The organism is Saliniferula longa (assembly GCF_050789285.1).
Classification (GTDB): domain Bacteria; phylum Pseudomonadota; class Alphaproteobacteria; order Rhodobacterales; family Rhodobacteraceae; genus CAVPWP01.
In genome coordinates this window covers 1334441-1354846 of sequence record NZ_JBOUVX010000001.1, presented here as the reverse complement: position 1 = coordinate 1354846, position 20406 = coordinate 1334441, and the positions used below count along the sequence as shown (strand labels likewise).

At 68.8% G+C, this 20406-nt stretch carries 19 protein-coding genes; 13 read left to right on the top strand and 6 right to left on the bottom strand.

The window, feature by feature from the left end; translation table 11 throughout:
• Positions 1 to 17 precede the first annotated feature (17 nt).
• The 3 genes from ACRDNQ_RS06405 (at position 18) to ACRDNQ_RS06395 (ending at position 3426) form a co-directional block, all read left to right on the top strand.
• Positions 18 to 1247 (top strand): MFS transporter, encoded by a 1230-nt coding sequence (locus tag ACRDNQ_RS06405; RefSeq protein ID WP_431827797.1) that lies wholly within the window; start codon positions 18 to 20, stop codon positions 1245 to 1247.
• Between the two features lie 210 nt (positions 1248 to 1457).
• Complete coding sequence (locus ACRDNQ_RS06400) at positions 1458 to 3275, top strand: extracellular solute-binding protein (protein WP_431827796.1); 1818 nt, start codon at positions 1458 to 1460, stop codon at positions 3273 to 3275.
• A 34-nt stretch (positions 3276 to 3309) separates the two neighbouring features.
• Positions 3310 to 3426, top strand: a complete 117-nt coding sequence (locus ACRDNQ_RS06395) for a lipoprotein (protein WP_431827795.1) — start codon at positions 3310 to 3312, stop codon at positions 3424 to 3426.
• A 29-nt stretch (positions 3427 to 3455) separates the two neighbouring features.
• Here the strand turns inward: ACRDNQ_RS06395 and ACRDNQ_RS06390 are convergent, their stop codons facing one another.
• Positions 3456 to 4079, bottom strand: coding sequence for a helix-turn-helix domain-containing protein (locus ACRDNQ_RS06390; protein WP_431827794.1), 624 nt, complete (start codon positions 4077 to 4079; stop codon positions 3456 to 3458).
• A 67-nt stretch (positions 4080 to 4146) separates the two neighbouring features.
• Here ACRDNQ_RS06390 and ACRDNQ_RS06385 point away from each other — a divergent pair, with 67 nt between their 5' ends.
• Genes ACRDNQ_RS06385 through ACRDNQ_RS06375 form a run of 3 tightly spaced genes read left to right on the top strand, consistent with a single transcriptional unit; the run spans position 4147 to position 7560 of the window.
• Complete coding sequence (locus tag ACRDNQ_RS06385) at positions 4147 to 5688, top strand: class I adenylate-forming enzyme family protein (RefSeq protein ID WP_431827793.1); 1542 nt, start codon at positions 4147 to 4149, stop codon at positions 5686 to 5688.
• Positions 5675 to 6322, top strand: coding sequence for a DsbA family oxidoreductase (locus tag ACRDNQ_RS06380; RefSeq protein WP_431827792.1), 648 nt, complete (start codon positions 5675 to 5677; stop codon positions 6320 to 6322). The genes ACRDNQ_RS06385 and ACRDNQ_RS06380 overlap by 14 nt, the downstream gene beginning before the upstream one ends.
• Positions 6319 to 7560 (top strand): multidrug effflux MFS transporter, encoded by a 1242-nt coding sequence (locus ACRDNQ_RS06375; RefSeq protein ID WP_431827791.1) that lies wholly within the window; start codon positions 6319 to 6321, stop codon positions 7558 to 7560. The genes ACRDNQ_RS06380 and ACRDNQ_RS06375 overlap by 4 nt, the downstream gene beginning before the upstream one ends.
• Here the strand turns inward: ACRDNQ_RS06375 and mfd are convergent.
• Positions 7557 to 11027, bottom strand: a complete 3471-nt coding sequence (gene mfd, locus ACRDNQ_RS06370; protein ID WP_431827790.1) for a transcription-repair coupling factor — start codon at positions 11025 to 11027, stop codon at positions 7557 to 7559. The genes ACRDNQ_RS06375 and mfd overlap by 4 nt on opposite strands.
• 34 nt (positions 11028 to 11061) lie before the next feature.
• A complete protein-coding gene (locus tag ACRDNQ_RS06365) occupies positions 11062 to 11589 on the bottom strand; it encodes a component of SufBCD complex (RefSeq protein ID WP_431827789.1) in 528 nt (175 codons plus the stop codon).
• A gap of 127 nt (positions 11590 to 11716) precedes the next feature.
• Between ACRDNQ_RS06365 and hemB the strand changes: the two genes are divergently transcribed.
• Together hemB and ACRDNQ_RS06355 are read left to right on the top strand one after the other, a co-directional pair.
• Entirely contained in the window at positions 11717 to 12718 is a 1002-nt protein-coding gene (hemB, locus tag ACRDNQ_RS06360; protein WP_431827788.1) for a porphobilinogen synthase, read from the top strand.
• Positions 12719 to 12832: 114 nt separating this feature from the next.
• On the top strand, positions 12833 to 13396 hold the full coding sequence (locus tag ACRDNQ_RS06355; protein WP_431827787.1) for a lipid-binding SYLF domain-containing protein: 564 nt from the start codon (positions 12833 to 12835) through the stop codon (positions 13394 to 13396).
• A gap of 117 nt (positions 13397 to 13513) precedes the next feature.
• Here the strand turns inward: ACRDNQ_RS06355 and ACRDNQ_RS06350 are convergent, their stop codons facing one another.
• Together ACRDNQ_RS06350 and ACRDNQ_RS06345 are read right to left on the bottom strand one after the other, a co-directional pair.
• Positions 13514 to 15367 (bottom strand): ABC-F family ATP-binding cassette domain-containing protein, encoded by a 1854-nt coding sequence (locus ACRDNQ_RS06350; protein ID WP_431827786.1) that lies wholly within the window; start codon positions 15365 to 15367, stop codon positions 13514 to 13516.
• 41 nt (positions 15368 to 15408) lie between these two features.
• Positions 15409 to 16146 carry a GNAT family N-acetyltransferase gene (locus ACRDNQ_RS06345; protein WP_431827785.1) on the bottom strand — a complete coding sequence of 246 codons (738 nt, stop codon included), beginning with the start codon at positions 16144 to 16146 and terminating at the stop codon, positions 15409 to 15411.
• A gap of 101 nt (positions 16147 to 16247) precedes the next feature.
• Between ACRDNQ_RS06345 and msrB the strand changes: the two genes are divergently transcribed.
• Positions 16248 to 16649: a peptide-methionine (R)-S-oxide reductase MsrB gene (gene msrB, locus ACRDNQ_RS06340; protein WP_431827784.1), complete on the top strand. Its 402-nt coding sequence runs from the start codon at positions 16248 to 16250 to the stop codon at positions 16647 to 16649.
• Between the two features lie 58 nt (positions 16650 to 16707).
• Here the strand turns inward: msrB and ACRDNQ_RS06335 are convergent, their stop codons facing one another.
• Positions 16708 to 17178, bottom strand: coding sequence for an outer membrane protein assembly factor BamE (locus ACRDNQ_RS06335; protein WP_431827783.1), 471 nt, complete (start codon positions 17176 to 17178; stop codon positions 16708 to 16710).
• Between the two features lie 133 nt (positions 17179 to 17311).
• Between ACRDNQ_RS06335 and ACRDNQ_RS06330 the strand changes: the two genes are divergently transcribed.
• From ACRDNQ_RS06330 to ACRDNQ_RS06315, 4 genes are all read left to right on the top strand, one after another.
• Positions 17312 to 17869, top strand: coding sequence for a YceD family protein (locus tag ACRDNQ_RS06330; RefSeq protein WP_431827782.1), 558 nt, complete (start codon positions 17312 to 17314; stop codon positions 17867 to 17869).
• A 180-nt stretch (positions 17870 to 18049) separates the two neighbouring features.
• The gene (gene rpmF, locus ACRDNQ_RS06325; RefSeq protein WP_431827781.1) at positions 18050 to 18256 is read left to right on the top strand and encodes a 50S ribosomal protein L32; all 207 of its coding nucleotides are present in this window, start codon (positions 18050 to 18052) and stop codon (positions 18254 to 18256) included.
• Positions 18257 to 18288: 32 nt separating this feature from the next.
• Positions 18289 to 19392: a phosphate acyltransferase PlsX gene (gene plsX / locus ACRDNQ_RS06320; RefSeq protein ID WP_431827780.1), complete on the top strand. Its 1104-nt coding sequence runs from the start codon at positions 18289 to 18291 to the stop codon at positions 19390 to 19392.
• A complete protein-coding gene (locus ACRDNQ_RS06315; protein ID WP_431827779.1) occupies positions 19389 to 20360 on the top strand; it encodes a beta-ketoacyl-ACP synthase III in 972 nt (323 codons plus the stop codon). The genes plsX and ACRDNQ_RS06315 overlap by 4 nt, the downstream gene beginning before the upstream one ends.
• Positions 20361 to 20406: the final 46 nt, after the last annotated feature.

The window sequence follows — 20406 nt, the reverse complement described above, 5'->3', positions numbered from 1 at the left end:
GCGCTAGCGTCCCGCCCATGACCGCCTTCGTCGCCGCCTCGGACACGCTTGACAGCCGCGCCTCCTGGCGCCGTCTTGCCCTGACGCTGAGCATCGCGGTGGCGGGCAACGTGGGCATGTGGGCGGTAATCGTCGTTCTGCCCTCGGTCCAGGCCGAGTTCGGCGTGGATCGCGCCGGGGCGTCGCTGCCCTACACGCTGACGATGGCGGGCTTCGCGCTTGGCAACCTGCTGACCGGACGTGTCGTCGACCGCTTCGGCATCACACCTGCGCTGATCGCGTCGGCGCTGCTGATGTCTGTGGGCTTCGCCGCCTCGGGCCTCAGCGGATCGGTCTGGACGCTGTCGCTGCTGCATGTCCTGATCGGCTTCGGGTCGGCCACAAGCTTCGGCCCGCTCATCGCCGACATCTCGCACTGGTTCCTGCGCCGGCGCGGCATCGCGGTGGCGATCGCGGCCAGCGGCAACTACCTGTCGGGGGCGATCTGGCCGCTGCTTCTGTCCGGCGTGCAGGCCGATCACGGCTGGCGCGCGGCCTATCTGGCGCTGGCGGTCATCGTGCCCGCGATCGTCGTGCCGCTGTCGTTCCTTCTGCGCGCCCGCGTCCCGGTCGAGGCCACCGCCCGCGCCGCCGCCGCCGCAAGCGCCCGTGCCGCGGCCACCGGCTTTCGGCCCGCCACGCTGCAGTGGATGCTGATCCTCGCCGGGATCGGCTGCTGCATGGCGATGTCGATGCCGCAGGTTCATATCGTGGCCTATTGCGTCGACCTTGGATATGGCCCGGCCGTGGGGGCCGAGATGCTGTCGCTGATGCTGATGGGGGGCGTCGTCTCTCGGCTGATCTCGGGCCTGCTGGCCGACCGGCTGGGCGGTGTGCGCACGCTACTGATCGGGTCGGTCCTGCAGTGCCTGGCGCTGTTGCTCTACCTGCCCGCCGGGGGGATCGTGTCGCTGTACCTCGTCTCGATGGTCTTTGGCCTCAGCCAGGGCGGAATCGTGCCCAGCTATGCGGTCGTCGTGCGCGAATACATGCCCCCGAAAGAGGCCGGTGCGCGGGTCGGCGCGGTGATGTTCGCCACCATCGTGGGCATGGCGCTTGGCGGCTGGATGTCGGGCTGGATCTACGACGTCACCGGATCCTACCAGATGGCCTTCGTGAATGGCATCGCCTGGAACCTGATGAACATCGGGATCGTGGCGTTGATTCTGTTCCGCGGACGCCGCCCGTCGGTCCTGTTGCCCGCCTGACCCGCATTCGCGAAACGCCCAAAAAAAACGCCCGCACGAAGCGGGCGTTAAGTTATTGAGGCAGGTTTCATACAGGCAAGAAACCTATCGAGCAGTGAGTTGGTTATACGCAACCTCTCGCCGCTCTCCAAGCTAAAAGTTTGAAAAGGCTGACTTGCAGGTCTACGCTTGCGGCCAACAAAGAACATCTTGAGGAGCAGAGTCGGCAAGATGCGCGCGTTTTTCTTCCTGCCCGTCAAACAGGCGATGGTCGCGGCGGGACTTTTGGTCGCAGCCGCCACAGCCACCCTGGCCGCACCGCAGCATGGCATAGCTATGTATGGCGAGCCGGCGCTTCCACCGGATTTTGTGTCGCTTCCCTATGCCAACCCCGACGCGCCGAAGGGCGGGCGGATCGTGCAGGGCGAAGTGGGCAGCTTCGATTCGCTCAATCCGCACATCCTGAAGGGCCGAGCGCCCTGGCAACTGGCCTACGTCGCCTACGAAAGCCTCATGGGCCGGAACTGGGACGAGCCCTTCGCCCTTTACGGCCTTCTCGCCGAATCGGTCGAGACGGACGAGGCGCGCAGCTGGGTCGAATTCACGATTCGCGAAGAGGCCCGCTTCTCGGACGGAAGCCCCGTCACGGTCGAGGATGTGCTGTGGTCCTATGAGACGCTGGGAACCGTCGGCCATCCCCGCTTCCACGGTGCCTGGGCCAAGGTCGCGAAGGCCGAGGCGACCGGCCCGCGCAGCGTGCGCTTCACCTTCACCGAACCCGACCGCGAACTGGCGCTTCTGATGGGCCTGCGCCCGATCCTGAAGAAGGCGCAATGGGACGGCCGCGACTTCGCCGAGTCGGGCCTTGACGTGATCCCGATCACCACCGCGCCCTACGTGATCGACAGCTTCGAGGCCGGCCGCTACGTCTCGCTCCGGCGCGACCCGGACTACTGGGGCAAGGATCTGCCGCTGATGCGCGGGCAGGCCAACCTCGACGAGATCCGGATGGAATTCTTCGCCGACGCCAACGTGATGTTCGAGGCCTTCAAGGCCGGCATCCTGACGACCATGCGCGAAACCAACGCCGCCAAGTGGGACAGGCAGTATGGCTTTCCCGCCGTCCAGTCGGGCGAGGTCGTCAAGTCGCTCGTCCCCCATGGCCGGCCCTCGGGGATCACCGGCCTGGTGATGAACACCCGCCGCCCCGCCTTCGCCGACTGGCGCGTGCGCGACGCGATGCTGCACGTCTTCAACTTCGAATTCATCAGCCAGACCCTGAACGGCGGCAACGACCCGCGCATCACCTCGTATTTCTCGAACTCGGTCCTGGGCATGGCGCCGGGGCCGGCCGAGGGCCGCGTGCGCGCGTTGCTCGAACCCTTCGCCGACCAGCTTCTGCCCGGGGCGATCGACGGCTATGCCCTGCCCGTCTCGGACGGGTCCGAACGCAACCGCGCCGGCATCGCGGCGGCGCTCGACCTTATGGAACAGGCCGGCTGGACGGTGCAGGACGGCGTGATGAAGAACGCCGCCGGCCAGCCCTTCACCTTCGAGATCGTGCTGACCCAGGGCGCAAGCGAGCCCCAGCAGATCGTCGACATCTTCGCCGGCGCGCTGACGCGCCTTGGCATCACGCCCACCATCACCACCGTCGACAGTGCGCAGTTCACCGAACGCACCAACGGCTTCGACTTCGACATGGCCTGGTACACGCGCGGCCTGTCGCTGAGCCCGGGCAACGAGCAGTTGCTTTACTGGGGAACCGAGGCCGCCGACACGCCGGGGTCGCGCAACTGGATGGGCGTGAAGTCGCCCGCGATCGAGGCCATGGTGGGCGAGATGCTGAACGCCAAGAGCCAGGACGACTTCGTCGCCGCCGTGCAGGCGCTCGACCGCATCCTGACCTCGGGGCGCTATGTCCTTCCGGTCTGGCATTCGACGGTCTCGCGTATTGCCCATTCCAGCAAACTTAAGTACCCCGCAACCACTCCGGTTTACGGAGACTGGATCGGCTTTCAGCCCGATGTCTGGTGGTACGAGGACTGAGCTTCAGGAACTGAGCTTCGAGGACTGAGCAGAGATGAAGAAGATCATTGTTCTTTTCGGCCTTCTGGCTGTGCTTTCGGCCTGCAACACGGTCGACGGGCTGGGGCAGGACCTGTCGGCAGGCGCGCGCGCCGTCGACGACGCGTTCTGATCCGGGGCCCCCGGGGGGGGCGCCGCGCCTCAGGCCATCGTCGTGACCCAAAGGATCGTGGCGTCGTCGTCGCTCAGCGAGATGACGTTGTGGCCCATCGTGGCGTCGTAATAGGCGCTGTCGCCCCGGCGCATCTCGACCGGTTCGTAGAACTCGGTGTAAAGCCGGATCACGCCGGTCAGGACGTACAGGAACTCTTCGCCGTCGTGGCGCACCCAGCCGTCGAACTCGTCGATGGCCCGTGCCCGGATGCGCGCGCGGTAGGGCAGCATGGCCTTCTTCGTCAGCGCCCCGCCCAGAAGCTCGTGCTCGTAGGTGGTGGTGGCATGGGCCGTCCCCTCGCCCGAGCGCGTGACGCCCATCCGGCCGTTGACCTTTTCGGCGCGAGGCGGCGTGAAGAGCTGCGGCACCGGGATCTGAAGACCGGTGGCCAGCTTTTTCAGCGCGTCGTAGGTGGGCGACATCTGCCCGTTCTCGATCTTCGACAGGGTGGACCGCGCCAGACCCGCCTGCCGCGCCGCCTGTTCCAGCGTCCAGTTCCGGGTCTGGCGCAGCTCGCGCACCCGCGCGCCAAGGTCAAGCGGCTGCGGGTCGTCCTGCGCACCGTTTTCGCGGGCAAGTCGGATCAGGCTGGGGACATCGCGCGGGTTCATGCCGCGCGGTATAGGGCGGCCTCCGCCGGGCTTGCAACGCACAACTCGCGCGCGTAGCGACGCAGCCATGCTGTCCGTCGTCGACCTTGGCCCGCCGCCCGCCTGCCCCACGCGCCTGAACCTGGCTGCCCATGTCCTGGCGGCGGGCGCCGCCTGCCCCGACAAGATCGCGCTGGCCGTCGTCGGACCCGCCCGCGCCGACAGGTGGAGCTTCGCGCGCCTGAGCCGCGCGGTGGGCGGGGCGGCGGCGTGGTTCCGCGCCGCGCATCCGGCACCCGGCACGCGCGTGCTTCTGCGCATCGGCAATTCGGTCGACTTCCCCATCGTCTTTCTGGGTGCGATCGCGGCGGGGCATGTGCCCGTCCCCACCTCGGCCGCGCTGACCGCGGGCGAGATCACGCGGATCGCCGCCGACCTCGACCCCGCGCTGGTCGTGGCCGGAGCCGGCGTCGCCCTCCCCGAACACCCCGCGCCCGTGGTGGCCCTGGCCGACCTGCGGGCCGAAGCGGGCGAGGCCGATCTGCGCGCCGCCGACACCGGCGCCGAGGACGCCGCCTACATCGTCTATACCTCGGGCACCTCCGGCGCGCCGCGCGGTGTCGTCCACGCCCATCGCGCGGTCTGGGCGCGGCGGATGATGGTCGAGGGCTGGTATGGCCTGACGCCCGAGGACCGCGTCATGCACGCCGGCGCGTTCAACTGGACCTACACGCTGGGAACCGGGCTGCTCGACCCCTGGGCGATGGGCGCGACCGCGCTGATCCCGGCCGAGGGGATCTCTGCGGATGCGCTGCCGCTTCTGATCGCGCGCCATGACGTGACGATCTTCGCCGCCGTCCCCGGCGTCTTTCGCCGGCTCCTGCGTCAGGGCCCCCTGCCCCCGATGGCCAAGCTGCGGCATGGGCTGTCGGCGGGCGAGAAACTGCCCGACGAGGTCCGCGCGCACTGGCGCGACCGCACCGGCACCGACATCCACGAGGCCTTCGGACAATCGGAATGCTCGACCTTCGTCTCGGGCAGTCCGGCGCGCCCCGCCCCCGAGGGCAGCCTCGGCTTTCCCCAGCCCGGCCGCCGCATGGCGCTTCTGGGCGAAGATGGGCAGCCGGTCGGCCGGGGTATGCCGGGCATCCTTGCCGTGCACCGCGCCGACCCGGGCCTGATGCTGGGCTACCTGCACGACCCCGAGGCCGAGGCCCGGCACCTGCGCGGCGACTGGTTCCTGACCGGCGACAGCATGGTGCTGCGCGACGACGGCGCGCTCGACTATATCGGGCGGGCCGACGACCTGCTGACCGCGGGGGGCTTCCGGGTCTCGCCGCTTGAGGTCGAGGCCGCGCTGACTGCCTTTCCCGGCGTGGCCGAGGCCGCTGCCGTCGACCATGTGCTTGACCGCACAACCCGTGTGATCGCGGCCTTTTATGTTGCGGAGGGTCCCGTGGATGAGGCAAAGCTGGCGGCGCATTGCGCCGAAAGGCTTGCCTCCTACAAACGCCCGCGCGTCTTCTTCCGCGTCGACGGCCTGCCGCGCGCCGCGAACGGCAAGCTGGCGCGCCGTGCGCTGCGGATCACGCCCGACACCCAGTCCGAGACCACCGATGATCAAGCTTGATATCCTGTCCGACCCGATCTGCCCCTGGTGCTTCATCGGCAAGGCCAACCTGGACCGGGCGCTGGAACAGCGGCCCGACCACCCCTTCGCCATCGAATGGCATCCCTTCCAGCTCAACCCCGACATGCCGCCCGAGGGCATGGAGCGGCGCGCCTACATGGAGGCCAAGTTCGGCGGCCGCGACGGCGCGGTGCGGGCCTATGCCCCGGTGGTGACGGCGGCCGAAAGGGCGGGGCTGGCGATCAACTTCGAAGGGATCACCCGCACGCCCAGCACGCTTGACGCGCACCGGCTGATCCACTGGGCGGGGCTCGAGGGGCGGCAGACCGCGGCGGTCGCCGCGCTTTTCCGCGCCTATTTCATCGAAGGCCGCGACATCGGCGACCGCGAGGTGCTGACCGACATCGCCGCCGCCATCGGCCTTGACCGCGCGATGATCGCGCGGCTTTTCTCGACCGAGGCGGATGCCGAGGACGTGCGGGCCCGCGACGCGCACGCCCGCCAGCGCGGCGTGACCGGCGTGCCGACCTTCGTCATCGCCAACCAGCATGTCGTGGTCGGTGCGCAGCCGACCGAGCTGTGGCTTCAGGTCATCGACGAAGTGACCGAACAGTTGCGGGCCGGCGACGCATGAGGCCCTCGGGGCCGCTGCCCATGCCCGAGTTCGTGGCGCTGTCGGCGATGCTTTTCGCCACCATCGCCTTTTCGATCGACGCGATGCTGCCCGCGCTGCCGCAGATCGCGTCCGACCTGTCGCCCGGTGATGCGAACCGCGTCCAGCTTGTCCTGACGGCCTTCGTGCTGGGCATGGGGATCGGCACCTTCTTCGCCGGCCCGATCTCGGACCGTCTGGGTCGCCGCACCACCATCACCTGCGGCATCGCGCTTTACATCGCGGCGTCGCTCTGGGCGATGACGGCGCAATCGCTCGAGGCGCTTCTTGCTGCCCGCGTGATGCAGGGGCTTGGGGCCTCTGGTCCGCGCGTGGTCACGCTGGCGATGATCCGCGACCTCTACGAGGGGCGCCGCATGGCGCAGGTGGTGTCCTTCGTGATGACCGTCTTCATCCTTGTCCCCGCCTTCGCGCCCACGCTGGGTGCAGGCATCATCGCGCTGAGCGGCACCTGGCAGGGGATCTTCGGGGCCTTCGTCGTCTTCGGACTTGCCGGCGGGCTCTGGCTCAACCTGCGCCAGCCCGAGACGCTGCCGCCCGAGGCGCGCCGCCCCTTCCGCGCCGGTCCCCTTCTGGCCGCCGCGCGCGAGGTGCTGACACACCGGATGGTCCTGATCTACATTGCGGTCCTGTGCCTGGGCTTCGGCCAGATGTTCGCGCTGCTCAGCTCGATCCAGCAGCTTTACGACGAGACCTTCGGGCGCGGCACCTATTTCCACTTCTGGTTCATGGCGACGGGGCTTCTGTCGGCGGGCGGCACGATCCTGAACGCCACGCTGGTGATGCGGCTTGGGATGCGGCGCCTCGCCATCGCGGCCTATGCCGCGCAGACGGTGATCGCGGTGCTTCTCCTGACGCTTTGGGGCACGGGGCTGATGCCGGGGTGGCTGGCCTTCCCGGCCTTCTTCTTCTGGTCCACGTCGATCTTCTTCATGGCGGGCCTCACCTTCGGCAACCTCAACGCGCTGGCGCTTCAGCCGATGGGGCACATCGCCGGCATGGCGGCTTCGGTCGTGGGCGCGGTCTCGACCGTGCTTGCGGTGCCGATCGCGGCCCCGATCGGGCTGGCCTTCGACGGCACGCCGGTGCCGCTTCTGGCGGGCACCGCCGTCTGTTCGGGTCTGGCGCTTCTGTTGATGCGCAGATCGCGCGAGATCGACCCCGAACCGAAGCGCCGTCCGCCCGAGGGCGCCGGCTAGACGGCGCGGGCCGCCGGCGCCGACTTCGCCTTTTCGGCCAGGTCGCGGGCGATGGCGAAGGCGCCCTTGATCTTGTCGCTTTCCTTGTCCCAGTCGCGGCGCACGACGATCTTGTTGTCCTTCACCCTGGCCAGGCCCTTCTGGTCCTGGATGAATTCGACCAGCCCCGCGGGATTGGCGAACTTGTCCATGTGGAACTGGATCGTCGCGCCCTTGGGGCCCGCGTCGAACTTGGCGATGCCGGCCTTCTTGCACTCTTCCTTGATGCGCACGATCAGCAGCAGCGTGTTGACCTCGCGCGGGAGCTTGCCGAACCGGTCGATCAGTTCGGCCGCGAAGCCCTCCAGTTCGACCTTGGTGTGCAGGCCCGACAGCCGGCGGTAAAGGCCCAGCCGCACATCGAGGTCCGGCACATACTCTTCGGGAATGAGAACCGGAACGCCCAGGTTGATCTGCGGCGCCCACTGGCCGTCGCCGACGTCCGGAAGGGCCACCTCGCCGCGCCGGATGCGGGCGATCGCCTCTTCCAGCATCGACTGGTAAAGTTCATAGCCCACCTCGCGGATCTGGCCCGATTGCTCTTCGCCCAGAAGGTTGCCCGCGCCGCGAATGTCGAGGTCCTGGCTGGCCAGCGTGAAGCCCGCGCCAAGGCTGTCGAGCGACCCCAGCACCCGCAGCCGCTTTTCCGCCGCCGGCGTCAGCTTCGCGCGCGGCTTCGTCGTCAGATAGGCATAGGCGCGGGCCTTCGACCGCCCGACCCGCCCGCGGATCTGGTAAAGCTGCGCCAGCCCGAACATGTCGGCGCGGTGGATGACCATGGTGTTGGCGGTCGGGATGTCGAGGCCAGATTCGACGATCGTCGTGGCCAGAAGCACGTCGTACTTGCCGTCGTAGAAGGCGTTCATCCGCTCGTCGAGATCGCCCGCAGCAAGCTGGCCGTGGGCGGTGATGAAGGTGACTTCCGGCACCTCGGTGCGCAGGAACTCCTCCATCTCGGGCAGATCGGCGATCCGCGGCACGACGAAGAACGACTGGCCCCCGCGATAATGCTCGCGCAGCAGCGCCTCGCGCAGGGTGACGGTGTCGAATTCGCTGACATAGGTGCGGATCGCCAGCCGGTCGACCGGCGGCGTGCCGATGATCGACAGATCGCGCACCCCCGTCAGGCTGAGTTGCAGCGTGCGCGGGATCGGCGTGGCGGTCAGCGTCAGCACGTGGATGTCGCTGCGCATCTCCTTCAGGCGTTCCTTGTGGGCGACGCCGAAATGCTGTTCCTCATCGATGATCAGCAGGCCGAGGTTCTTGAAGCTCACGCCCTTGGCCAGCAGCGCGTGCGTGCCGATGACGATGTCGACCGTGCCGCGCGCCAGCCCGTCGCGCGTCGCCGCCGCCTCTTTCGCCGAAACGAAGCGCGACAGTTGACGCACGTTCAGAGGAAAGCCCCGGAACCGTTCGGAAAAACTTTGGAAATGCTGACGCGCCAGCAGCGTGGTCGGCGCGATCACGGCGACCTGAAGTCCCGACATGGCCGCCACGAAGGCCGCGCGCATCGCGACCTCGGTCTTGCCGAAGCCCACGTCGCCGCAGATCAGCCGGTCCATCGGGTTGCCCGAGGCCAGATCGTCAAGCACGTCCGAGATCGCGCGCAGCTGGTCGTCCGTCTCCTGATAGGGGAAGCGGGCCGAGAAGGCCTCCCACGCGTGGTCGGGCTGTTCGATCACCGGGGCGGTGCGCAGCGCGCGTTCGGCGGCGATGCGGATCAGCCGCTCGGCCATCTCGCGGATGCGTTCCTTCAGGCGGGCCTTCTTGGCCTGCCAGGCCCCGCCGCCCAGCTTGTCGAGAAGCCCCTCTTCATGGCCGAAGCGGCTGAGAAGTTCGATGTTCTCGACCGGCAGATAGAGCCTGTCGCCGCCGGCGTATTCCAGAAGCAGGCATTCATGCGCTGCCCCCAGCGCGCTGATCACCTCCATCCCCTGATAGCGCCCGACGCCGTGATCGACATGCACGATCAGATCGCCGGGGCTGAGGCTTTGCGCCTCGGTCAGGAAGTTCTCGGCCCGGCGCTTCTTGCGCGGCGCGCGGATCAGGCGGTCGCCCAGCACGTCCTGTTCCGAAACGACGGTCAGTCCGCGTCCCTCGAACCCGTGCTCGAGCGCCCAGACGGCAAGGAAGACGCCGCCCCGGGCATCGGGCACGTCGCGGAAGTCCGCGATCGGGGTGGCGCCGGCCAGCCCCTCGTCCTCGAGCAGCGTCGAAAGGCGGTCGCGCGCGCCCTCGGAATAGCTGGCGACGACCACCGCGCCGTCCTTGGCCTTTGCCCGAATATGCGCGGCCAGCGCGCCGAAAAGACTGATCTTTTCCTGCTGGCGCTCGGGCGCGAAGTTGCGCCCGATCCGCCCGCCCGCGTCGATCACGCCAGGGCCCGTGGGCTGCGGCAGCGCCCGCAGATCGACCACCCGCCGGCCCTTCAGGGCCGCCGTCCAGGCCGCGTCGTCAAGGTAAAGGCCGCGCGGCGGCGCGGGCTTGTAGACGGTGTCCATCCGCCCGCGCACGCCCATCGCCTCGCGCCGGACGTCGTATTGATCGGCGATCGCGTCCCACCGGGCAAGGCGCGCGGGCGTCAGCTGGTCGTCGGTCAGCACCGGCGCGCCGGGCAGATAGTCGAACAGCGTCTCGAGCCGTTCGTGGAAGAAGGCCAGCCAGTGCTCCATCCCCTGGTGCTTGCGGCCGGCGCTGACCGCTTCGTAAAGCGGATCGTCGGTGCCGGCGGCCCCGAACTCAAGCCGGTAGGTCTGGCGAAAGCGGGTGATTGCGGCCTCGTCGAGGATGACCTCGCTCACCGGGGCAAGCTCGACCAGGTTCAGCGTCTCGGTCGTGCGCTGGCTGCCGGGATCGAACCGCCGCGCGCCGTCGAGAACGTCGCCGAACAGGTCAAGCCGCACCGGCCCGCCTTCGCCGGGGGGGAAGATGTCGATGATGCCGCCGCGCACGGCGTAGTCGCCCGGTTCCGTCACCGTGGGCGCCTGCGAGAACCCCATGCGCACGAGGAAGCTGCGCAGGGCGGCCTCGTCGATCCGGTCGCCCACGCGGGCGGTGAAGGCGGCATCGGCCAGCACATCGCGGGCGGGCACGAACTGGGTCGCCGCCGACAGTGTCGTCAGAAGGACGAATCGCCTCGGTGCCCCGTGCACGAGGGCCGCCAGCGTCGCCATGCGCGCGGCCGAGATGTCGGGGTTGGGCGACACCCGGTCATAGGGCAGGCAGTCCCAGCCCGGAAAGGTCAGGACCGGAAGCGTCGGGTCGAAGAAGGCAAGCGCGGCCTGCATCGCGGCCAGCCGCTTGTCGTCGCGCGCCACATGGATGACCGCCCCGCCGCCCGACCCCGCGCGGGCAAGCTCGTCAAGGACAAGCCGCGCGTCGAAGCCTTCGGGCGCGCCGCTGGCAAGGATATGGGACGGGTCGGTCATGGCCCGCGTCAACTGGGGCGGGCGGGCGGCGGAGTCAACCGCCGAGCACGCCGATGGTCATGTTCTGCCACATGCCCCAAAGCGCCGTGACGAAGATCGAGATCACGCCGATCACCTGGGTCCAGAAGCGATGCCGGTTGAGGGCGCGGAACAGCGCCTCGCCCTCGGGACTGGTCGCGCGCAGGCGACGCGCCTGCCGCAGCGACAGCGCCCCCACGATGGCGGTGGGAAAGATCAGAAGGAACAGCGCCTGCGCGAATTCGATCCCGTACCAGAACCCCAGAAGGACCAGCGCGGTGATCGCCGCGCAGCCCGCGCCGATGATGAAGACGCCCGCGGTGTCGGCGATATAGACGATCCGGTTCACGTTGATCCGCACCAGGTCGCGCAGATCGCCTTCGGCCTCGCCGCCCTGCCGGCGGGCGCGCTGGACCATGTCGAAGGGCACGCCCAGCACCCAGTGGCTGACCGTCGACCACAGCACCGCCAGGGCGATCCAGTACCACAGGTTCGAGAACGACCGCATGTCGATCAACTCGAAGATCGTCTCGTACCACTGCACCCGTTGCCCTCGTCTTCCGCCCGGTTCCGTGTCCCGTCCGGCCTTGTCGCGCGCCCTGCCGCCGATGACCAGCCTTGTGAAGGCGGTTTATCCGTGCCACGCAGAGGAAAAACAAGAGGATGCGAACATGGCTCATGCACCCTTCCCGATGATGCGCTTCCGGCGCCTCCGCGCCTCCGACGCCCGCCGCCGCCTGGTCAGCGAGACGGCGCTGAGCGTCGACGACCTGATCTGGCCCGTCTTCGTGATGGAGGGACGCGACGCAAGCCACCAGATCCCCTCGATGCCGGGGGTCGAGCGGTTGACCATCGACCGGATCGTCCGCGCCGCCGAAGAGGCCGCGACGCTGGGCATTCCGGCGATCTGCCTTTTTCCCTATACCGACCCGGCGCTGAAGACCGAAGCCTGCGAAGAGGCCTGGAACCCCGAAAACCTGTCGAACCGCGCGATCCGCGCGATCAAGGCCGCCGTGCCGGACATCGCGGTGATGACGGACGTGGCGCTCGATCCCTACAACGCCCTTGGCCATGACGGCATCGTGAAGGACGGCGTGATCCTGAACGACGCCACGCTCGAAGCGCTGGTGAAGATGGCGCTGGCGCAGGCCGACGCCGGGGCCGACATCCTTGGACCCTCGGACATGATGGACGGCCGGATCGGCGCGATGCGCGGCGCACTCGAGGCCGCGGGCCACAGCGACGTGGCGATCCTGTCCTATGCCGCCAAATACGCCAGTGCCTTCTACGGGCCCTTCCGCGACGCGGTCGGCGCCTCGGGCGCCCTGAAGGGCGACAAGCGCACCTACCAGATGGACCCCGCCAACTCGGACGAGGCGATCCGCCTTGTCCGCCGCGACCTGTCCGAAGGCGCTGACATGGTCATGGTCAAGCCGGGGATGCCCTATCTCGACATCTGCCGCCGGGTGAAGGACACCTTCGGCGCCCCGACCTTCGCCTACCAGGTCTCGGGCGAATACGCGATGCTGCAGGCCGCGGCGGCGAACGGCTGGCTCGACCTCGACAAGGTGATGATGGAAAGCCTGATGGCCTTCAAGCGCGCCGGATGCGACGGCGTGCTGACCTATTTCGCCCCGGCGGTCGCCCGCCGACTGCGCGCGGGCGCGGCCTGAGCGACGCAACATATGCGTGACACCCCGGGTGCGTTCCCCTATAGTTTGCGGCGAACGGTCAGATAAGGCCGTCGACTGAGGCAGACTGGACACGCAAGAGAAGGGGCAGACCCCATGACCATCACCACCCGCCGCGGCTTCGTGCTGGGCGTTTCCGCCTTGGCGCTGACCACCGCCGCCGCCTGCAACAACGCCGTTGGCACCAGCAATGGCGCCACGATCGACGCACGCGCCGACGCGGCGCTGAGCTTTCTCGAGACGAACTACCCGGGCACGGTGGACCTGCGCAACAACTCGGCCGGCATGCTGATCATGCCGCTGATCACCGAGGCCGGCTTCGGCGTCGGTGGCGCCTATGGCGAAGGCGTGCTGCGCATCAACGGCGTGACCGTCGATTTCTACTCGGCCGCGAACGCAAGCGTCGGCTTCCAGATCGGGGCGCAGCAGTATTCGCACGTCCTGTATTTCATGACCGAAGAGGCGCTGCAGACCTTCCGCACCTCGCCGGGCTGGGCCGCGGGCGCGGACGTGAAGTACGCGCTGAACGCGCAGGGGCAGACGCTTCTGGCCGACACCACCACGCTGACCTCGCCGGTGATCGCGGTGGTCTTCGGGCAGGCCGGCATGATCGCGGGCGCGACGCTCGAAGGCACGAAGTACACGCGTATCCTGCGCTGACGCTCCGATGCAGCGTCGGATCGCGGGTCGTCACCGGCGGGGCCTTGAGGCCCGGCCGGGCGACAGCGACCCTCTGAATGGCGCCGGCGTGCGCCCTCACGGCGCGCTTCGAAGGGGCTAGGCGCCCTCGGCCCGTTCGGCCAGCGCCAGCCATTCCTCCTCGGCCGCCGAGAGCCGCGCCTGCCGGTCGGCCAGCGCCTCGGTCGCCTTGGCGAACTTCGCCGGCTCGCGGGTATAAAGATCGGCATCGGCCAGAAGCGTGGTCAGCTTGGCCATCTCGGCCTCGAGCCGCGCGATCACGGCGGGCAGTTCGTCAAGCCGGTGACGTTCGGTGAAGCTCAGTCCCGATTTCGCGGCCTTGGGCTGCGGTGCACCGTTCTTTGCGCCGTCTTTCGCCCCATCCTTCGCCGCGTCCCTCGCCGGGGCTTTCGGCGCGGGCCGCACGGCGGGCTGCGGCTGTGCCGCGCCCCGCTGGGCCATGGTGTCGGACCAGCCCCCGGCATAGGCCGTGATCCGGCCCTGCCCTTCGAACAGCAGCGTCGCGGTGGCCACGCGGTCAAGGAAGTCGCGGTCGTGGCTGACCAGAAGCACCGTGCCGGGATAGCCGTCGAGCAGTTCCTGAAGCAGGTCGAGCGTCTCGATGTCCAGGTCGTTCGTCGGTTCGTCCAGCACCAGAAGGTTGCTGTCGCGCGCCATCAGGCGCGCCAGCAGAAGCCGAGCCTTCTCGCCCCCGGACAACGAGCGCACGGGCGCGCGGGCCCGGCCCTCGTCGAACAGGAAATCCTTGAGATAGCCCACGACATGCCGGGGCGTGCCGCGCACCATGACCTGGTCGCTTTGCCCCGAGACGCGCATCGCCGGATCGCTGGTCAGGCTGTCCCACAGCGTCGCGTTCAGGTCGAGGGCCGCGCGCTTCTGGTCGAAGACCGCCAGCTCGACCCCGGTGCCCAGCGTCACCGCGCCCGTGTCCGGCGGCAGCCGCCCGATCAGCATCTCGAGCACCGTGGTCTTGCCGACCCCGTTCGGGCCGACGAAGGCCACCCGGTCGCCGCGCGCGATGCGCAGATCAAGATCGCGGCAGATCACCCTGTCGCCAAAGGATTTCGAGATGCCGCGCGCCTCGATCACCTTCTTGCCCGACTGCGGCCCGGCCTCAAGGGCCAGCGCCGCGGTGCCCTGGCGGCGGATCATCTCGCGCCGGTCCTTGCGCATCTCCTGAAGCGCCCGCAGACGGCCCTGGTTGCGCTTTCGGCGGGCGCTGATGCCTTCCACCGCCCACTTGCCTTCCGAGGCGATGCGCCGGTCCAGCTTGTGGCGGGCGACATCCTCGTCGTCCCAGACCTTGTCGCGCCAGGCCTCGAACCCGTCGAATCCGGCCTCGCGGCGGCGCACCACGCCCCGGTCGATCCAGAGCGTGGCCCGCGTCAGCGCCTTCAGCACCGCGCGGTCGTGGCTGATCAGGACGAAGGCCCCGCCATGGTCCTTCAGCGTCGCCTCGAGCCATTCGATCGCCGCGATGTCCAAATGGTTCGTGGGCTCGTCCAGCAGCATCAGGTCGGGCGCCTCGGCCAGAAGCCGCGCCAGCGCCGCGCGCCGCCGCTCGCCGCCCGAGGCCGCTGCGACCGGGGTCGTGGGGTCGAAGGACAGGCCTTCGGCGGCGGCGGCCAGGCGCCACTCCTCGCCCTCCGCAAGGGCGGCGGCGGCATAGTCGCCCAGCGTCACGAAGCCCGCCATGTCGGGGTCCTGTTCCATGTAGCCCACGCTGGTGCCCTGCGGCAGGACGCGGGTGCCGCGGTCGGGTTCGACGAGGCCCGCCATGATCTTCATCAGCGTCGACTTGCCCGACCCGTTGCGGCCCACAAGCGCGATTCGGTCGCCGGGCTGCACGGTCAGGGTGACCCCGTCGAAAACGGGATCGCCGCCGTGGGTCAGCGAAATGTCGGTCAGTTGCAGAAGCGGTGCGGCGGCCATGCGCGCCAGCTAATGCCGCCCCGCGGCAGGGTCAATGCGCCTTAACCCGCCAGCGCGCGCAGCGCCCGCGCGCGCGCCGGCGGGATCGCCCCGATCTCGAGCCCGGTAAAGACGTGAAGCGTGTTCAGGTCGCGGTCGACCACGGCATGGTCGCTGACCCAGCCGCCCATCGCAAGGTAGCTGCGCAGAAGCGGCGGCATGGTCAAGAGCGCGCGACGCACGTCAGGCGCGCGGCGCAGCCGCCGGGCGAAACGAAACACATCGGGCGCCTTGACCTGCGGCAGCCAGCGCGGCGGCGCGAGGTGATGCGCCTTCAGCATGGCGAAGGCGTCGGCATAGCTCAGCGCGTCGGTCCCCCGGAAGGACGAACAGCCGAACAGCATCTCGACCCCGGTGTCCTCGACCAGGCGCGCGACCGCGCCCCAGGCCACGCGCAGCACGTCGGGGTCCGAGACGCCGGGCGCGACGCAGAAGCGGCCAAGCTCGATCATGCGGCCCGGATAGGCCGACAGCGCCGACAGCCCGTAATGCTGCGCCGAATAGCTTCGCCCGATCTCGCCGCCGTGCGCCAGCGGCAGGATGCGAAAGCAGCAGACCAGCGCGCCCGTGCGCAGGTCCTCGACCAGGACATGCGTGCAGATCGCGTCGAAGGCGTCGGCGTCGCGTTCCGTGCCGTCGCCGCCCCGGAACGCGCGATGCCGCAGGGCCTGGGCGGCCGCGATGTCTTCGGGCGATGCCGCGTGGCGCCAGCGATAGCGTGCCGCTCTTGTGAACCCCATGGGCTGCTCCCGCATTGGACGGCTGCCCGCCTTCGGCTAAGTATCCCCCGTGGCGTCGGGCCGCTCAAGATGCGACTTGGATCGGACGAAGGGAACGGGTGATGGACAAGGTAACGAAGTCGGACGCGGAATGGCGGGCGCAGTTGTCGGATCTGGCCTACAAGGTCACGCGCCGGCACGGGACCGAACGCGCCGGCACCCATGACGACTTTCCCAAGGCGCCGGGCACCTTCCACTGCGTCTGCTGCGGCGCGCCGCTGTTCGACCAGGCCGACAAGTTCGAAAGCGGCACCGGCTGGCCCAGCTTCACCCGGCCGGTCGACGGCGTCTCGGGCGAAAGCGTGGGCGAAAGCGTCGACCGCAGCTTCTTCATGCGCCGCACCGAGGTGCATTGCAACCGCTGCGAGGCGCATCTGGGGCACGTTTTTCCCGACGGGCCCGCGCCGACGGGTCTGCGGTACTGCATTAACGGCGTCGCCCTGACCTTCGAGCCCGAGACCTGAAGCGGGACCGACACCGGAACCGACGCGGGGATTGGCGGCGCCCGAGACTTGATCCCTTCTAGATCCCTTCGTCGCCGCCCAGCGCGCCGAGCGGGTTGAAGTTGCCGACGTTGCCGATGATCTGCTGCAAGAGGCCCACGCCGGTCGTCCCGCTATCGGACACGCGCCGCGACAGGGCGACGACCTGGCCATCCTCGATCCCGTAGGTCTCGATGTTGGCGACGCGCCCGCGCTCGTCGAAGAGGATGCCCACGACCGTGCGGCCGGTTTCCTGCGGTGCGCGCCAGGCATAGTCGAGGAATTCCGACTTCACGTAGAACCAGGCCTGATCGGCGACGACGCCGGTGACGACCGGGTCGCCGATGATGACGCGGACCGTGTCGCGCGTGTCGAGGCCGACCTCGATCGAGTCGAGCTCGGCCTGGGTCGGCGCATAGCCGTGGGTGCGATAGCGCTGCGCGCACCCCGAAAGGCTGAGCACGACAAGCCCCGCGCAGACCGCGCCGATGATCCGAGATGTGCCGCCCACTTGCCTTCGTCCTGCCTGATGGCTATCGCCTTACCCGAAGGTCGTGCAGCAGTTCAAGCACGGCCTTGTGCCCCGGCCGGCCGGCCGGCCGCCGCCAGTGACCCCGCAACCGATCCGTGAGGTTCCCGCGCCCATGACCGAACCCCGTGACGAAGCGATCCTCGACCACCCGATCCGGCTGGCCGATCTGGGCACCAAACGCCTGGCCTTCGACGTGACGCCCGGCCCCGACCGTCTTGCGGCGCTGGCGGCCGATCTTGACCTGCTCGACCTGCGCAAGCTGCGTTTCGCCGGGCGGCTTGAGCCCGATGGTCCGCGCGACTGGCGGCTTGAAGCGACGCTGGGCGCGACCGTGGTGCAGCCCTGTCGCGTCACGCTGAAGCCTGTGACGACGCGCCTCGACGAGGCCGTGCTGCGCCGCTACCTCGCGCGGTGGGACGAGCCGGCCAAGGCCGAGGCCGAGATGCCCGAAGACGACACCGCCGAGCCGCTGCCCGAGGCGATCGACCTTGGGGCGGTGCTGGCCGAGGCGCTGGCGCTTGCCCTGCCCCCCTTCCCCCGCGCCGACGATGCCGAAGAGACGGCGCAGGTCTTTGCCGGGCCGGGAACAGCGCCGATGACCGACGACGACGTGAAGCCCTTCGCCGGCCTTGCGAACCTGCGCGCGAAGTTGAAAAAGGACGGCGAGTAGTCTTGCGCGCGCCCCTCTGCGCCGTCCCCAGATTGCCCCTTGCGTGTGATGGAAAAGCAGGTATGTTCCCGGCCTCATTTCCAAGAAGGGTTGCACTGGCGGCGCTTCGGCGCGTAAGAGGCCGTGAACCGAACGAAACATGAGGGGCCATGGCCCCCAAAGAACGACCGAGGTTGAGACATGGCCGTCCCTCAGAACCGAGTTACCCGCTCCCGCCGGAACATGCGCCGCGCGCATGACGCGCTTGTCGCGTCGAATCCGGCCGAGTGCCCCAATTGCGGCGAACTGAAGCGCCCGCATCACGTCTGCGGCGCCTGTGGTCATTACGATGACCGCGAAATCGTCGCGCAGACCGCCGAAGTCGATCTCGACGAAGACGCCGCCTGAGCGGCGCGCGGCAGCACCGCGGGTTTCAGCGCATGAGCGACGCACCGGGGCAGCAGCGCGCAGCTTCGGGACGCATTGTCGTGTCGGTCGACGCGATGGGCGGCGACCGGGGACCCACGGCCGTGATCGCGGGCCTGGCCGAGTCGGCGTGGAAGAATCCCGACATCGCCTTCATCGTGCATGGGCCGCGCGACCAGCTTGAGCGGCTGATCGCCAAGCGCAAGATCGCCGATCGGTGCGAGATCCGCGACGCCCAGGGCGTCGTGCGGATGGAGGACAAGCCCAGCCACGTCATGCGGCATGGGCAGAACACCTCGATGTGGTCGGCCATCGAATCGGTGCGCCTGGGCGAGGCCGACGTCGTCGTGTCCTGCGGCAACACCGGGGCGCTGATGCTGCTCAGCATCGTGCGGCTGAAGAAGCTGCCCGGGGTCAACCGTCCGGCCATCGCCGTGCTCTGGCCGTCGCGCAATCCGGGCGGGTTCAACGTCATGCTCGACGCCGGCGCCGACATCCGCGCCGATGCCGAGGACCTTCTGCAATACGCGATGATGGGCACGTCCTACGCGCGCAACGGGTTGGGTCTGACCCGGCCGCGGGTCGGCCTGCTGAACGTGGGCGTCGAGGAATTCAAGGGCCGGGCCGAACTGCGGGCCGCCCATGACCTGATCTCGGGGGCGCAGGAGGCGGGCGGCTATGACTTCGTCGGCTTCGTCGAGGGCGGCGATCTGCTGTCCTCGCGCGCCGACGTGATCGTGACCGACGGCTTTACCGGAAACGTCGCGCTGAAGACCGGCGAAGGCACCGCCTCGCTGATCCGCGAATTCCTGACCGAGGCCTTCAAGGCCACGCCCCTGTCGCGCATCGCGGCCCTTCTGGCGCTGACCTCGCTGCGGCGGCTGACCAAGCGCATCGACCCGCGCCGCGTCAACGGCGGGGTCTTTCTGGGCCTGAACGGCACGGTGGTGAAATCGCACGGCTCGGCCGACGCCACCGGGGTCGCCGCCGCCATCAAGCTGGCCTTCCAGCTCTCGCAATCGGGCTTCACCGAGCGGCTGGCCGCGCGGGTTGCATCGGTTCCCCTGGCACGTCAAGATGGCTCCGGGCAGGGTGACGGGAGCGACCAGAACAAATGACACCACGCGCCGTCGTGCGAGGCGTCGGGCACTACCTGCCCGATCGAGTCGTCCCCAACAGCGAATTCGAAAGGACGCTCGACACCAGCGACGAATGGATCCGTTCGCGCTCGGGGATCGAACAGCGGCATTTCGCGGCCGAAGGCCAGACGACCTCGGACATGGCGGTGCGTGCGGCGCGCGCCGCACTTGACGACGCGGGGCTTCAGCCCGACGACATCGACACGGTGATCGTCGCCACCTCGACCGCCGATCTGACCTTTCCCTCGGCCGCGACCATGGTGCAGGACGGGCTGGGCATGACGGGCGGCTTCGCCTTCGATATACAGGCGGTCTGCGCGGGCTTCGTCTTCGCGCTGGCCAACGCCAACGCGCTGATCGTGGCGGGCCAGGCACGGCGGGTGCTGGTCATCGGGGCCGAGACCTTCTCGCGCATCCTCGACTGGACCGACCGGTCGACCTGCGTGCTCTTCGGCGACGGCGCCGGCGCGCTGGTGCTCGAGGCGGCCGACGGCACCGGGACCACGGACGACCGCGGGATTCTTGCGGTGGATTTGCATTCCGATGGCCGGCACCGCGATATCCTTTACGTCGACGGCGGCGTGTCGACCCAGACCACCGGACACCTGCGGATGCAGGGCAAGGAGGTCTTCCGCCACGCGGTCGAAAAGCTGGCCGACACCGCGCATGCGGCGCTCGACAAGGCCGGGTTGACCGGGGGCGACGTCGACTGGATCGTGCCGCATCAGGCCAACCTTCGCATCATCAAGGCCACCGCGCAGCGCATGCAGGTGCCGATGGAACGGGTCATCGTCACGGTGCAGGACCACGGCAACACTTCGGCCGCCTCGATCCCGCTGGCGCTGTCCGTGGGCAAGCAGAGCGGGCAGATAAAGCAGGGCGATCTTCTGGTCGCCGAGGCCATCGGCGGCGGCCTTGCCTGGGGCGCTGTGGTGCTGCGCTGGTGAGGCTCCGATAACCGCTTTTAAAGCTTATCCACAAGCCCTTGATATT

Excerpts from the sequence above, each read along its gene's own strand:
- ACRDNQ_RS06405 (WP_431827797.1), top strand. The coding sequence starts at position 18 with ATGACCGCCTTCGTCGCCGCCTCGGACACGCTTGACAGCCGCGCCTCC.
- ACRDNQ_RS06400 (WP_431827796.1), top strand. The coding sequence starts at position 1,458 with ATGCGCGCGTTTTTCTTCCTGCCCGTCAAACAGGCGATGGTCGCGGCG.
- ACRDNQ_RS06395 (WP_431827795.1), top strand. The coding sequence starts at position 3,310 with ATGAAGAAGATCATTGTTCTTTTCGGCCTTCTGGCTGTGCTTTCGGCC.
- ACRDNQ_RS06390 (WP_431827794.1), bottom strand. The coding sequence starts at position 4,079 with ATGAACCCGCGCGATGTCCCCAGCCTGATCCGACTTGCCCGCGAAAAC.
- ACRDNQ_RS06385 (WP_431827793.1), top strand. The coding sequence starts at position 4,147 with ATGCTGTCCGTCGTCGACCTTGGCCCGCCGCCCGCCTGCCCCACGCGC.
- ACRDNQ_RS06380 (WP_431827792.1), top strand. The coding sequence starts at position 5,675 with ATGATCAAGCTTGATATCCTGTCCGACCCGATCTGCCCCTGGTGCTTC.
- ACRDNQ_RS06375 (WP_431827791.1), top strand. The coding sequence starts at position 6,319 with ATGAGGCCCTCGGGGCCGCTGCCCATGCCCGAGTTCGTGGCGCTGTCG.
- mfd (WP_431827790.1), bottom strand. The coding sequence starts at position 11,027 with ATGACCGACCCGTCCCATATCCTTGCCAGCGGCGCGCCCGAAGGCTTC.
- hemB (WP_431827788.1), top strand. The coding sequence starts at position 11,717 with ATGGCTCATGCACCCTTCCCGATGATGCGCTTCCGGCGCCTCCGCGCC.
- ACRDNQ_RS06355 (WP_431827787.1), top strand. The coding sequence starts at position 12,833 with ATGACCATCACCACCCGCCGCGGCTTCGTGCTGGGCGTTTCCGCCTTG.
- ACRDNQ_RS06350 (WP_431827786.1), bottom strand. The coding sequence starts at position 15,367 with ATGGCCGCCGCACCGCTTCTGCAACTGACCGACATTTCGCTGACCCAC.
- ACRDNQ_RS06345 (WP_431827785.1), bottom strand. The coding sequence starts at position 16,146 with ATGGGGTTCACAAGAGCGGCACGCTATCGCTGGCGCCACGCGGCATCG.
- msrB (WP_431827784.1), top strand. The coding sequence starts at position 16,248 with ATGGACAAGGTAACGAAGTCGGACGCGGAATGGCGGGCGCAGTTGTCG.
- ACRDNQ_RS06330 (WP_431827782.1), top strand. The coding sequence starts at position 17,312 with ATGACCGAACCCCGTGACGAAGCGATCCTCGACCACCCGATCCGGCTG.
- rpmF (WP_431827781.1), top strand. The coding sequence starts at position 18,050 with ATGGCCGTCCCTCAGAACCGAGTTACCCGCTCCCGCCGGAACATGCGC.
- plsX (WP_431827780.1), top strand. The coding sequence starts at position 18,289 with ATGAGCGACGCACCGGGGCAGCAGCGCGCAGCTTCGGGACGCATTGTC.
- ACRDNQ_RS06315 (WP_431827779.1), top strand. The coding sequence starts at position 19,389 with ATGACACCACGCGCCGTCGTGCGAGGCGTCGGGCACTACCTGCCCGAT.